General features: G+C 59.1%; 12 protein-coding genes, 5 tRNA genes and 3 pseudogenes. 4 read left to right on the top strand and 16 right to left on the bottom strand.

The window, feature by feature from the left end:
* Nucleotides 1–9 precede the first annotated feature (9 nt).
* From AC56K1_RS01800 to AC56K1_RS01760, 9 genes are all read right to left on the bottom strand, one after another.
* Nucleotides 10–375: an ArsR/SmtB family transcription factor gene (locus tag AC56K1_RS01800; RefSeq protein WP_497156121.1), complete on the bottom strand. Its 366-nt coding sequence runs from the start codon at nt 373–375 to the stop codon at nt 10–12.
* Between the two features lie 146 nt (nt 376–521).
* Entirely contained in the window at nt 522–1091 is a 570-nt protein-coding gene (locus tag AC56K1_RS01795) for a DUF302 domain-containing protein (RefSeq protein WP_497156120.1), read from the bottom strand.
* 236 nt (nt 1092–1327) lie between these two features.
* Nucleotides 1328–2488 carry a c-type cytochrome biogenesis protein CcsB gene (ccsB, locus tag AC56K1_RS01790; protein ID WP_497156119.1) on the bottom strand — a complete coding sequence of 387 codons (1161 nt, stop codon included), beginning with the start codon at nt 2486–2488 and terminating at the stop codon, nt 1328–1330.
* A 71-nt stretch (nt 2489–2559) separates the two neighbouring features.
* The gene (locus AC56K1_RS01785; RefSeq protein ID WP_497156118.1) at nt 2560–3189 is read right to left on the bottom strand and encodes a class I SAM-dependent methyltransferase; all 630 of its coding nucleotides are present in this window, start codon (nt 3187–3189) and stop codon (nt 2560–2562) included.
* 19 nt (nt 3190–3208) lie between these two features.
* Nucleotides 3209–3907 (bottom strand): MBL fold metallo-hydrolase, encoded by a 699-nt coding sequence (locus tag AC56K1_RS01780; protein WP_497156117.1) that lies wholly within the window; start codon nt 3905–3907, stop codon nt 3209–3211.
* Nucleotides 3908–3955: 48 nt separating this feature from the next.
* On the bottom strand, nt 3956–4759 hold the full coding sequence (locus AC56K1_RS01775) for a sulfite exporter TauE/SafE family protein (RefSeq protein WP_497156116.1): 804 nt from the start codon (nt 4757–4759) through the stop codon (nt 3956–3958).
* A gap of 27 nt (nt 4760–4786) precedes the next feature.
* Entirely contained in the window at nt 4787–5224 is a 438-nt protein-coding gene (locus tag AC56K1_RS01770) for a YeeE/YedE family protein (protein WP_497156115.1), read from the bottom strand.
* A gap of 11 nt (nt 5225–5235) precedes the next feature.
* The gene (locus tag AC56K1_RS01765; RefSeq protein ID WP_497156114.1) at nt 5236–5667 is read right to left on the bottom strand and encodes a YeeE/YedE family protein; all 432 of its coding nucleotides are present in this window, start codon (nt 5665–5667) and stop codon (nt 5236–5238) included.
* Nucleotides 5664–6023 (bottom strand): ArsR/SmtB family transcription factor, encoded by a 360-nt coding sequence (locus AC56K1_RS01760; RefSeq protein ID WP_497156113.1) that lies wholly within the window; start codon nt 6021–6023, stop codon nt 5664–5666. The genes AC56K1_RS01765 and AC56K1_RS01760 overlap by 4 nt, the downstream gene beginning before the upstream one ends.
* Nucleotides 6024–6223: 200 nt before the next feature.
* On the opposite strand from AC56K1_RS01760, the pseudogene AC56K1_RS01755 reads away from it, so the two are divergent.
* From AC56K1_RS01755 to AC56K1_RS01740, 4 genes and pseudogenes are all read left to right on the top strand, one after another.
* Nucleotides 6224–7888 (top strand): annotated as a pseudogene (locus tag AC56K1_RS01755) (bifunctional protein tyrosine phosphatase family protein/NAD(P)/FAD-dependent oxidoreductase).
* A 131-nt stretch (nt 7889–8019) separates the two neighbouring features.
* Nucleotides 8020–8355: a methyltransferase family protein gene (locus tag AC56K1_RS01750; RefSeq protein ID WP_497156112.1), complete on the top strand. Its 336-nt coding sequence runs from the start codon at nt 8020–8022 to the stop codon at nt 8353–8355.
* 23 nt (nt 8356–8378) lie between these two features.
* Nucleotides 8379–8902 (top strand): annotated as a pseudogene (locus AC56K1_RS01745) (IS30 family transposase); the annotation flags it as partial.
* Nucleotides 8903–8911: 9 nt separating this feature from the next.
* Nucleotides 8912–9796, top strand: a pseudogene (locus tag AC56K1_RS01740) (IS3 family transposase); the annotation flags it as partial.
* Between the two features lie 248 nt (nt 9797–10044).
* Here AC56K1_RS01740 and AC56K1_RS01735 read toward each other — a convergent pair.
* From AC56K1_RS01735 to AC56K1_RS01705, 7 genes are all read right to left on the bottom strand, one after another.
* A tRNA-Cys gene (locus AC56K1_RS01735) sits at nt 10045–10118 on the bottom strand.
* A gap of 72 nt (nt 10119–10190) precedes the next feature.
* A tRNA-Gly gene (locus tag AC56K1_RS01730) sits at nt 10191–10266 on the bottom strand.
* 28 nt (nt 10267–10294) lie between these two features.
* Nucleotides 10295–10370 (bottom strand) — tRNA-Gly (locus AC56K1_RS01725).
* Between the two features lie 55 nt (nt 10371–10425).
* Nucleotides 10426–10501 (bottom strand) — tRNA-Gly (locus AC56K1_RS01720).
* A 71-nt stretch (nt 10502–10572) separates the two neighbouring features.
* Nucleotides 10573–10648: transfer RNA gene (locus AC56K1_RS01715), tRNA-Gly, on the bottom strand.
* Nucleotides 10649–10749: 101 nt separating this feature from the next.
* Nucleotides 10750–11328, bottom strand: a complete 579-nt coding sequence (pgsA, locus tag AC56K1_RS01710; protein WP_489875510.1) for a CDP-diacylglycerol--glycerol-3-phosphate 3-phosphatidyltransferase — start codon at nt 11326–11328, stop codon at nt 10750–10752.
* A 196-nt stretch (nt 11329–11524) separates the two neighbouring features.
* Nucleotides 11525–12187 carry a PEP-CTERM sorting domain-containing protein gene (locus AC56K1_RS01705; RefSeq protein WP_497156111.1) on the bottom strand — a complete coding sequence of 221 codons (663 nt, stop codon included), beginning with the start codon at nt 12185–12187 and terminating at the stop codon, nt 11525–11527.
* Nucleotides 12188–12368: the final 181 nt, after the last annotated feature.

The raw sequence follows: 12368 nt of genomic DNA, 5'->3' as shown, positions 1-12368 counted from the left end.
CACTGCGCGTCAACCGCCCGTCATGAAATTCTCGATCGCTGCCTGGTCTATCTGACGGCTTTTCTTTACCTTCTCAGCCATGTGATTGCACACGGTGCGGCACAAGGCGATGGTGTTCTGGTCTTCGATTCGGTAGTACACCTGAGCGCCGTCCTTGCGGCGCCCCAGGATGCGGGCGCGGTACAGCATGTTCAGCTGGCGCGAGACATTTGCTTGCGTAGCCCCGAGTTGCGTCACGATCGCCCCAACGGACCGCTCGCCATTACACAGGGCATGGAGGATCTTCAATCGTGTCGGTTCAGAAAGCAAGCTGAAGTAATTCGAGACTTGTTCGAATACTTCTGCCATCTCCTCCTTGTCGAGGTCCACATCCATCGCCTGCTGTTACCCTGTAAAGTTATAAGCTTATGTGTTTATAAGCATATAACCATTAAGATCGTTGTCTTGCAAGGTATTTCAATGCTGCAAAGCGGCAAACCGAGTCCGGCGCTTATCTGCACTACTCCCGAAACAACAGAAGCCTAGAAGTCTCCGCTAGCCGCGCGGTCAAGCATCTTCAGCATGCCCGAACGCACCCGCATCACTGTCGCACGGAGTTCGGGTGGCATCGGCCGCCCCAGTTTGATCAGGATGTCCATGTTCATCGCATAGATCCAGAGGCCGTCCTGCTGCTCCACAACGGCAATCCGGCAAGGCAGGAACGCCGCCATCGCCGGACTGAAGTCGACGATCGCACGTGCGGTATCGGGATCGCAGTACGAGTAGACTTTCAGGAACCTCTGCGCCCGTCCGGAGCGCAGCGCCAGTTCGTTTGAAAGAAACAACTCGCCGACTGGTCGGAGATTGTCTTCTGCTGCGACACTAGTGAACGCTTCTTCGATCTCCTGGGTCGACACGCCAGGAGCGACCTTGCGCGACCAGGTGGCTGCCACAGCGGCATCGCCGCCGGCGTCTACCCACTTGCCAAATACCGTGGCAGCTTCGTGTGCGGCACCCGGCTCGGTGCGCGCGATGACGCCCAGAGTATTGCAGCCTGAAATCGCAGCCGCAAGCGAAACGACGAGGGTGATGCGGCGAATGGAGGGATGCATAGGGATGTTTCAACCGGGAATCGTGCCAGCAGCATATTCTTCAGGCAATTCCTGCGCAAGTAAACCTTGCATGCTCCATCCGCGAACGCGACCTTGCTGGTCATAGACATGGGCATACCCAAGCATGGACCATCTTCACCATATACTGTGATCGTGCCTGTCGCGTCTGAATTTGCGCCAGCTTGTTCATAAACCCCGGGACGTGGCTAACCCCACGGGAAAATCGCTAACGTTCGTCACAGTTCTCCATACGAGTGCAGGCCCGACAGGAACATATTTACGCCAATGAAGGCAAAGGTCGTCACCAGCAGGCCCACCACCGACCACCAGGCAGCGACGCGGCCGCGCAGCCCGTTCATCAGGCGCAGGTGCAGCCAGGCCGCGTAGTTGAGCCAGACGATCAGGGCCCAGGTTTCCTTCGGGTCCCAGGACCAGTAGCCGCCCCAGGCCTCGGCCGCCCACAGCGCGCCCAGGATGGTCGCGACGGTGAAGAAGGCGAAGCCAACCGAGATCGACTTGTACATGACGTCGTCTAGCACTTCCAGCGAGGGCAGGCGGTCAACAAGGATGCCGTGGGATTTCAGCAGGTAGGCGCAGCCGACCATCGCGGCCAGGGCGAAGGTGCCGTAGCCGATGAAATTGGCAGGCACGTGGATCTTCATCCACCAGCTTTGCAGCGCCGGCACCAGCGGCTGGATTTGGGCTGCATCGCGCGACACCGTGTACCAGAGGAGGAAGGCGACTGCGGCCGCGATGATCAGCAGGACGAAGGCGCCCAACTGGAGCGTGGCGTAGCGCTCCTCGTAATACAGGTGGAATAGTGCCGTGATCAGCGCGAACAGAATGAACACTTCGTACAAATTCGACACCGGAATGTGGCCGACGTCCGCACCCATCAGGTAGGACTCGAACCAGCGCACCGCCATGCCGGTAAAACCCAGGACCACGGCAGCCCAGCACAGGCGCGAGCCGAGCACACCGCAGGCATGCGAGCGCCCCAGCATGCCGATCCAGTAGAAAACGGTCGAGAACACGAACAGCACGCTCATCCAGAGGATGGCCGACTGGCTCGACAGCATGTATTTCAGGAGGAAATTTTGTTCTGCCGCTGCCAGTGAACCGTCGTAGAGCGACACTGCCCACAAGGACAAGAGCGCAGACAGCGGGAACAGCAAGCGCACCGGCTTCCAGTGCCAGCCGAGCGCGGTCAGCGTCGGCGCGGTCAGCAAGAGGATGGCGCGCTCGTAGCCATCCATGAAAGCGGCATAACGGTTCAGCGCGAACAGCGCGGCGGCCAGAAGGCCGACGCCGAACATCCAGTCAAAGCCCGTTAGACGCCGAAAATAGCCGGGTGCCTCCTTGTAGACGGCGCCCGAATTCGGGTGGGATGCTTCCATGCTTGTCTCCATCAATCATTTTTATAAATGTGCGTTATCGGCGCCGACCGGCAGGCCGCCCCGCGTCGCGACTACACGGCTTTTCTGCCGACCAGGCCGATGAGAGCTGACCGCCCAGCATGTTGCGTTCCTTCGCCCAGAGTTGCCTCGTAATTCAGGAACTCGACGATGTCCAGTGAGCCGAGTTCTGCACGCAGTATTTCCTCGGTATAAAGATTCTCTAACACTCCAGGACCGCCTGTCTTGTATTCGAGTTGCCTGGGTGTATATCCCTGCAAAATCAGGATGCCGCCCGGCTTCAGCGTGCTGATGATGTTTGCGAACAGGCGGGCCCGCATGGGCGGGTCGGCAAACTGAACGAAGATTGCCGCGACCACGTCGTAAGATGCCGGTTCCCAGGTCCAGGCATCGCAATCGGCGATGTGGAAATCAACCGCCACTTGGGCATTGCTGGCGAACTGCCTGGCCTTGCCGACAGCTACCGACGAGACATCGAACGCGTCCACGCTCAGGCCCTGGCGTGCGAGCCAGACACTGTTCCGGCCCTCGCCGTCTGCGACCGCCAGCGCACGCATCCCCGGCCGGAGCAGGTGCCCCTGGCTGGCCAAGTAGTCGTTGGGCGCCGTCCCGAAGAGAAATTCGGGTGTGCCGTATCGCTGATCCCACAGGCTTGCCGCCTTTGCCGCTGCATCTTCCGTCATCGCAATCCTTGTCCATGCGTCAGACGCTATGCGGCAAACCCAGGTTCTGATTCGCCGGCACGGCGACATCGATCCGTTTCGGTTTGGGTAGATCCAGCTCGGCCATCAACTGGACGAACTCCTCTCGGCTGCGGTTGGCCAGGCGCGCGTTGTGCTGCTTCTCCCAACCGATCGTGGATACTACCTGTCCCTTGTAGTCGTGCCCCGGCCATATCAACATGTCGTCTGGAAGCGAAAACAGCTTTTTCGTCACGCTGTCGAACAAGGCGTCGGCGCTGCCACTCTGGAAATCGGTACGGCCGCAACCGTTGATCAGGAGCGTATCGCCGGTGAACACGTTGTTGCGCCACACATAGCTCATGCTCCCTGCGGTATGGCCGGGCGTGTGCAATACCAGGATTTCTTCGCTGCCGAAGCGGAGCACATCGCCATTATTCAATTGGATGTCGGCAGGTGGGATACCGCATCCGCTCGGGACCGCCGCCTTTGCGCCGGTCAGCTCGCGAAGTTTACCGGCCGACGTGACGTGATCCGCATGGGCATGCGTCTCGATGACGTAAGCCAGCTTCAGGTTGAGGCGCCGCAGGTGCGCCAGATCGCGGTCCCAGTGCTCGTCGACTGGGTCGATCAGCACAGCCTCGGCGCCGGCCTGGGTTGCGAGAATATAGGTAAAGGTTGAAGACTCGGGGTCAAACAACTGAATCGGTCTGAGATTCATGGCGGTTCTCCTTGAAATACGATGAGTGCCCTATGGCGCCTCGGATTATCAGAACAGTACCTTGGCGAGCATGCCCACCGCGACGAGCGCCGACACTGCGGCAAAACCGATCTGCAATTGTGGTCCTGCCAGCCGGTCCGATACGATGCGGCCGCCCAGCATGCCGGCCAGTGCCCCGGCGGCAAACGGCAGGGCCACTGTCCAGCTCATCGAGCCGGCAAAGGCGCTCGAGGCAACGCCGGTCACTGACACCAGTGCGATTACCGCAAGCGAGGTCGCCACGGTCGACTGCATATCCAGGTTGGTATAGCGCTGCAGCGCAGGCACCATCACGAAGCCTCCGCCGACACCGAGCAGGCCGGACAGCAAGCCGGCAACCGTGCCGGACAGCGCCAGCGAACGCGCGCAACGCGCAGTCCAGACAAAGCGGCCTGTCCCACTGTCACTCATGCACGGCTGCTCGAGGTCGTCAGCAGTGTCCTGACGGACGGTCTGCTGACTGGTAGCACGCCGGAATGTCTTAAAAGCCACAAACAAGAGGACAAGTGCGAACAGCACGCTGAGCCAGCGATTGTCGGTGCGGTGCGCAAGCCACAAGCCGACCGGCGACAACAGCATCCCTGTTGCCGAGATCAGCACGGCGGCCCGATAGCGTACGATCCCGGCTTTCAAGCCAAGAATGGCGCCGAGGGCCGCAGCCATGCCAACCGCTAGCAGGCCGATCGGACCAGCCTGGGCAACCCCCATCTGCATGCCGAAGACAAGGAGCGGCACCGCAAGAATGCCGCCGCCGGCACCAGTGAGCGCGAGCACCACGCCAACCACCAAGCCAAGCCCCAGACTGATTAGCATGACGTGGCCACCGCTGTGGCGCGGCGGTTACGCACGCTGCTTGCCTGGAGCAGCCGGGAGGCGCTCCAGCAGCTCGAAGATCGCCATCCCGGCCAGCAGTGCGCTGGTGAAGATGAGCGGCTTCTCGCCGCCGCCGAGCAGCGACACCAGCGCCGGCCCCGGGCAATAACCTGCCATGCCCCAGCCCACCCCGAAGGTCAGGCCGCCGAACACCAGTCGACGGTCGATCTGCGTGGCGGTTGGCAAACGCATAGCATCGCCAAGCAGCGACTTTTTACGCCCGGCGGCAAAACGGAAGGCCACCAGGCCAACCGCGATTGCGCCGCCCATGACGAATGCCAGCGAAGGATCCCAGTTGCCGGCCAGGTCGAGGAAATTCAGGACTTTTGCCGGGTCGGCCATGCCCGACACGAGCAAGCCGATACCGAACACCAGTCCGACAATCAATGCCATTACGATTTGCATGAAATTTTCTCCTAAGCCATCAAGTGGCGCATGACATACACGGTGAAGAAGCCGGCCAGCATGAAGCTCGCCGTGGCGACCAGGGAACGCGGTGATTGCCGCGAGAGTCCGCACACGCCGTGGCCGCTGGTGCACCCAGAGCCGTAACGCGTACCCAGTCCGACCAGCAAGCCGGCGACAACCAGGGTCCCGGTGCCTGCCTCGATGCGGGTCTCCGGCAAAGTGGCGAAGAGCCCGTACAGCAAAGGCGCACCGAACAGTCCCGCCAGAAACGCGATTCGCCAAGCGGTGTCGCCCCGCAGTGGTCGCAGCAATCCGCCGAGGACGCCGCTGATTCCGGCAATCCTGCCGTTGAACAGTACAAACAGCGCGGCCGACAGACCGATCAGCAAGCCACCGAACAGCGACGCCCACGGTGTGAACTCGTTCCAGTTAATGGTCATGATTTACTCTCCTTCATCTTTTTACAATACAGCTCATACAGAACTTCCATTACTGCCATCGCTTCCTTACTCGCTATGCTGTAATAAATCTGCTTGCCATCGCGGCGGGTATGGACCAGCTGCTCGTCGCGCAGCACGCCAAGCTGTTGCGAGAGTGTGGGCTGGCGAATGCCGCTCAAGGCTTCCAACTCACTGACACAAAACTCCCCCTGTGTCATCTGACAAAGTAGCAGCAGGCGGTCGGGATTGCCCAGCACCTTCAACAGCCCGCAAGCTTGCTCTGCAGCACGGCGCATCGATTCGATATCGATGCCGTCGGCAGGACTCAGCCCCCCTTCTTCATCCTTCATTGACATCCCGTTCATCCTTCAAAATATATTTTCATATTATATCGTGGCCCTAAATATTTTCAAGTATATTATTGCTTGTGCCGGTGGTCGCTGACATCATGTTCGTGTGACGCGGCCCATTTGACGGCGTAGCGCCCCCTTTCCTCTCTGACCATGTTGGCAAAAAGAGTTGGTCAGTTGGCAAAGGAAACCATGTAGGAGATCCCATGAAATTCAAGCAGCTCAGCACAGACCTCTCGGTCTCGCAACAGGTTCAAGTTGAGGAGATCGCCGGCTTGGCACAAGACGGTTTTCGTTCGATTATTTGCAACCGGCCGGACGGCGAAGGACCCGACCAGCCTGCTTTCAGCGAGATCGAACAGGAAGCTGCCCGGTTCGGAATGGAAACACGGTATCTACCGGCGGCGCCGGACAATGTCACCGATACCCATGTGGCCGCGTTCAAGCTGCTGATGGCCGAGTTGCCAAAACCAGTACTCGGCTATTGCCGCACCGGACGGCGCACGACGTCAATGTGGGCGCTTTCCCGCGCGGCCGAGGAATCCCCGTCCAGGCTGCTGGAGGCGGCATCGCAGGCCGGGTACGATCTCGGCGCACTCGCACCACGTCTTGAAAAAGATAAGACGGAGTAGACAATGCCCGCATCACATGAGGTACTCATCGTCGGCGGCGGCGCGGCCGGGATCGCAGTAGCCGCCAGTCTGCAGGCCCGTCTGCCCGGCATTGACATCGCCATCGTCGAACCTGCCACGACCCACTTTTACCAGCCGGGCTGGACCATGGTCGGGGCCGGGATTTTCAAGGCCGGCGATACAGCGCATGACATGGCTTCGGTCATGCCGCGCGGGGGCCGCTGGATCAAGGCCGCGGCTGCCGAGTTCGCACCGGAACGCAACGCAGTCATGCTTGCCGACGGCAGCGAGGTGGCTTACCGGAGCCTTGTGGTATGTCCAGGCTTGAAGCTCGACTGGCAAGGCATCGAAGGCCGGGCCGATGCGCTTGGCCGCAGTGGCGTCACATCGAACTACCGCTTCGACCTGGCGCCCTACACTTGGGAACTTGTACAGCGTTTGCGGCGCGGCCGCGTCCTGTTCACCCAACCCGCCATGCCGATCAAGTGCGCAGGGGCGCCCCAGAAAGCAATGTATCTTTCGGCGGACCACTGGAAACGTGCAGGTAGGCATGACCAAATCGATATCGACTTCTGCTCCGCCGGCGCGGTGCTGTTCGGTGTCGCGGACTATGTGCCTGCACTCATGGAATAGGCGAAAGCCTACGGAATCGGACTCAACTTTAGCGAGAACCTGACCGCGATCGACGGCGAAAACAAGCGCGCTACTTTCACCCGGGCAGGAGCCAACGGCGTCAAGCAGACGGTCGTCAGGGACTTCGACCTGCTCCATGTTGTGCCGCCGCAGGTCGCGCCTGATTTAGTTCGGAGCAGCCCTTTGGCCGACGCTGCCGGGTGGATCGACGTCGATCCTGCCAGCTTGCGGCACCGGCGCTACGACAACATATTTGCGCTGGGCAACGCATGCAATACCAGTAATGCCAAGACCGCTGCTGCTATTCGCAAGCAGGCGCCGGTAGTGGCGCACAACCTCCTTGCCCAGCTAGGCAAGGCCCAAGGGACGGCGAACTACGACGGCTATGGCTCCTGCCCACTGACCGTGGAACGGGGCAAGATCGTTCTTGCCGACTTTACCTATGGTGGAAAGCTCGCACCGAGTTTTCCACCTTGGCTGATCGACGGCACCAGGCCTTCGCGCTTAGCCTGGCACCTGAAGAAAAACATCCTTCCAGCACTGTACTGGAATGGCATGCTCAAGGGGCGCAAATGGATGGCACGCCCCCAGACATCGCAAGCATGAAGCTGAGATGGCGAGCGCTTTGGTTTAATTGACGCGCTCGCTTATCAGGGAAAAATGGATATGACATCAATCGAAGCCATTTCGGCCGCCGCGGCGAAGCCTAGGTACTGATCTAGGTCCTGCTATTTATTTTGTTCTTGCTGCCGCCCCAGGTTGGGCCGACTTGGCCTGCGCCAACAGTATTTCGCATCTTGGGAGCGACCGCTGTACTGCTCGGAATCGCTGTTCTTGACAGTAGTGTCGTCTCACTCGGGAAATCACTCACACCCTTCCCGCGGCCCCTACCTACGGCAGAACTCGTCACACATGGCACCTACCGTTTCGTGCGGCATCCTATTTATTCCGGCCTGCTGCTTGCTGCGCTCGGGATTGCGTTATTTACCTTGAGCCCCTTGCGTATCGCTTTGACCGTGCTGCTGGGCGTATTTTTCGACGCAAGGCAACACGCGAGGAAAGGTGGTTGCTAGAGCGCTACCCTGGACAGCCGCGTGGCCAGATAATTGACGCTGTTTCAATCCACGAACGGCCGGCTCAAGTGGAGGATCGCCGCATACCCGGCCATTGGGAAGGCGATTTACTCTCCGGCGCAAAAAATACTCACATCGCTACCTTGGTTGAACGCCGGTCCCGTTACCTGATGCTCGTGAAACTCGAGGAAAAGGACACTGACAACGTAGTGAGCGCGCTTGTCCGTGAAGTGAACGCTTTCCGAGCTGGAAAAACGGAGACGCTCACATGGGATCGGGGCACTGAACTAGCACAACATAAGCGGTTCACAGCCGCCACTGCAGTCCAGATGTATTTCTGCGATCCGCGTAGTCCATGGCAGCGTGGTACGAATGAAAATACCAACCGATTATTGCGCCAATATTTCCCGGATGGTACAAACCTGGCGCAGTACTCGCAGAGTGAACTCAACGCCATTGCGCACAAGCTGAATACGCGCCCAAGGAAAACTCTTGCTTATATGGCGCCGAGCGATAAAATTGCCGAGCCGTTGCGTTGACCGGTTGAACCTGCCCTCGGCTACTTCGCAGCCGACCTCAAGTGAAGTACGGCTTCATCGCCAAGTATCGAACCATTTGGCCCACGCGAACGATGTCTCGTCTGCTCGGCGTATCGAGCAGTGGATTTTACGACTGGTTCGGCCGGCCAGTGAGCGCGCATGAACGTGAGAATGCCCGGCTCCTCAAAGCGATCAAGCACAGCCACGAAGCCAGCGATGGCACATACGGTTCACCGCGCGTAGTGCGAGACCTCATCGATGCTGGTTACGCTTGCAGCGAGAACCGCGTGGCGCGGCTGATGAAAGCAGTAGGCATTAAGGCCCGGCACAAGCGTCGTCGTGCACCAGGGCAGTTCGATTCGCCAGTCCACGCTATTGCGCCGAACCTGCTGGACCGGCAGTTTAAAGCGACAAGACCGAACCAGAAATGGGCTGCTGACTTCACTTACGTATGGACTGGCGAGGGCTGGCTATTTGTCGCTGTCGTCCTCGACCTGTACTCGCGGCGTGTGGTGGGCTGGTCGATGCAACCGACCATGACAGCGCAACTCGTAATGGACGCCTTGCTGATGGCCATCTTCCGCCGCGGCCGGCCTCGGGCGGTATTACATCATTCGGATCAAGGCTCGCAATACACCAGCGAACACTTCCAGCGCTTGCTCGAATCGCACGGCATCGTTTGCAGCATGAGCCGTCGCGGTAACTGCTGGGACAACGCTGCAATGGAAAGCTTCTTCTCGACGCTCAAGACCGAGCGCCTGAGTAAAAAGCACTACCGGACCAGGGATGATCTACGTGCTGACGTGTTCGACTACATCGAAAGGTTCTACAATCCACGACGGCGTCATTCCACTATCGGCTACGTCAGCCCGGTACAGTTTGAAAATCTAGAATGCGCCTAACGGAGGTGTCCGTGACGATGGGGGAATGCCATGTTGCCCACAGCGGTTTAGGCAGCAGTTTGTGGGTGACGCGAAGTTGATACCCGTACGGACGCTTGATGATGGTCGCCATGATGTCGCAATCACAGGGAACAGCGTGTAGGAAGTATACGGCCAGTTAGCCGTTGGAGGGTGTGTTGCACCACAAAGTTCATGTGGTGTTGAACCCAAAACGAACGGGCCCGAAAGGAGCCCGTACTATGGAGTTCTGGAGGCGAGGACGGGAGTCGAACCCGTCTAGACGGCTTTGCAGGCCGCTGCATAACCGCTTTGCTACCTCGCCGGAGGTAATCTTGCTGCGCTGATGCGGCCGGTTAGCTGCCGTATCAACCGGGAAGACGATCTTCCCTGAATCTGGAGCGGGAGAAGAGTCTCGAACTCTCGACCTCAACCTTGGCAAGGTTGCGCTCTACCAACTGAGCTACTCCCGCTGAGGAGTCCAACGATGTGTAAAACCTTTGGAGCGGGAGAAGAGTCTCGAACTCTCGACCTCAACCTTGGCAAGGTTGCGCTCTACCAACTGAGCTACTCCCGCAATGGAGTCTTACTGATGCTGCTGCCAACTTTTGCGCCAGCTTACCGGGATAAACTGGAGCGGGAGAAGAGTCTCGAACTCTCGACCTCAACCTTGGCAAGGTTGCGCTCTACCAACTGAGCTACTCCCGCGTACAGAACAACGATTATCGCAGAACTTTGACATTTTTTCAAGATTACACTGAATCGTGCAATCTGGAAACTGGAGCGGGAGAAGAGTCTCGAACTCTCGACCTCAACCTTGGCAAGGTTGCGCTCTACCAACTGAGCTACTCCCGCTTTGTCGACCATCCTGCTGCGATGTTGTTGCAACAGGCAGGCATTATAGAGATTCTATTCCATACGTCAAGGATGATGCGGAACATTTCTACAAGCCTCGTTTACAGGCTCGACGCCTTCTCCTTGATGAGCGGCCAGGCGCGGCGCAGGTAGTAGAACATCGACCAGACCGTCAGCACGCCGGCCAGCCACAGGAAATATTCCCCCCAGTAGTGGGTATCGATCCCGAACAGCACGTCATGGAAGAGCAGCATCGGGATCGCGGTCATCTGGGCGGCGGTCTTGATCTTCCCGAGCGAGCTGACGGCCACCGATTTGGTCGCACCGAGCTGGGCCATCCATTCGCGCAGGGCAGAGATGGTGATCTCGCGGCCGATGATGATGAAGGCGATGATGGCGTTCACCCGGTCGAGCTGCACCAGTACCAGCAAGGCCCCGGCCACCATCAGCTTGTCCGCCACCGGGTCGAGGAAGGCGCCGAAGGCCGAGGTCTGGTTCCAGCGCCGCGCCAGGAAGCCGTCGAACCAGTCGGTGATGGCGGCAATGGTGAAGACCAGGGTCGCCGCCAGGTTGCGGTCGGCCAGCGGCAGCCAGTGGGTGGGAAGGTAGAAGACGCCTACAACGAGGGGAATCAGCGCTACGCGTAACCAGGTCAGGAGAATCGGGATGTTGAAAGGCATAGGGAAGCACTGATTACAGGAATGAAAGTTTGCGCCGCTAGTCTACATGGCTATTGCCAATTGGACTAGGTGACGTGGCTGTATCCCCGAGATTCCTGCCGCTGCCCTGCCGCCCTGCCCGTATTTGCCGAAATCTGCGCCAAAAAAACTGCGCGGCAAGCCGCGCAGTTTTTTGTGTCCACCCTGCCGGGCTGGATCAGTGCTTGCGGCGGCGCGCGGCGATGGCGGCCATCATGCCCAGGCCGGCCAGTGCGAGCGATCCCGGCTCCGGCACGTTGCCGCGCGGGCGCTCTTCGCTCAGCAGGGTGACGGTGGCGGTCTGCATCAGGATGCGTGCATTCGACTGATCGCGTCCGTCGAAAAACAGGTCGTTCAAGGAAATCCGGTATTCGCCGCCGTTGCCGAAGCTGACGAGCAGTGGCGCCCAGTCGATCGTGAAGTCGGTGCCGTTGTCCTGCACGGGTCCGAGCACCGCACTGCCGTTCGCGGTCACGGTCTTCATGCCGCCGCCGCCCGGGTTGCTGAACGTGAACTTCGCCTCCACGCCCAGGTTGTCCTGTTCACCTGGAGTAATGCCTGGGTTGCCGGTCGGCTCGCGGAAGTTGATGTTGCCGAGGTTAAAAGTGTACGGCAGCCCACCCACGGTCAGGGCGAAGTTCTGGGTGGCGATGGCCGTGGTAGGGAACAGCACGTCCAGCAGCTGCGAGTTATCGCCTTCGGTATCGACACCGTAGCCGGCACCACCCGTAATGCTTGCTGCGGTGATAGTGAACGAAACGGGTGCTGCCTGCACTGCGCCTGCCGCGAATGCGGTAGCGGCGACGGTGGTGATCATCAGGTTCTTCAGTAGCGAATTCATGGAACGATCCCTTTATGGTTATAAGTACTGCATTGCTCTATAAGCATAGATCATGCCAAGAAGGAATATTCAGTAAATACAAGCACTTGGAAATCGTCATGAAAATCAGAACACAACATCGTCAAACCTGCCGACACTACCAAAGGGAAGAGAGAGTGTGAATTCTGCTCATGGCATGTGT

This window comes from Telluria sp. ZB4P37 (assembly GCF_059685855.1).
The sequence above is the reverse complement of the archived record's forward strand: the minus strand, read 5'-3'. Positions and strand labels throughout refer to the sequence as shown.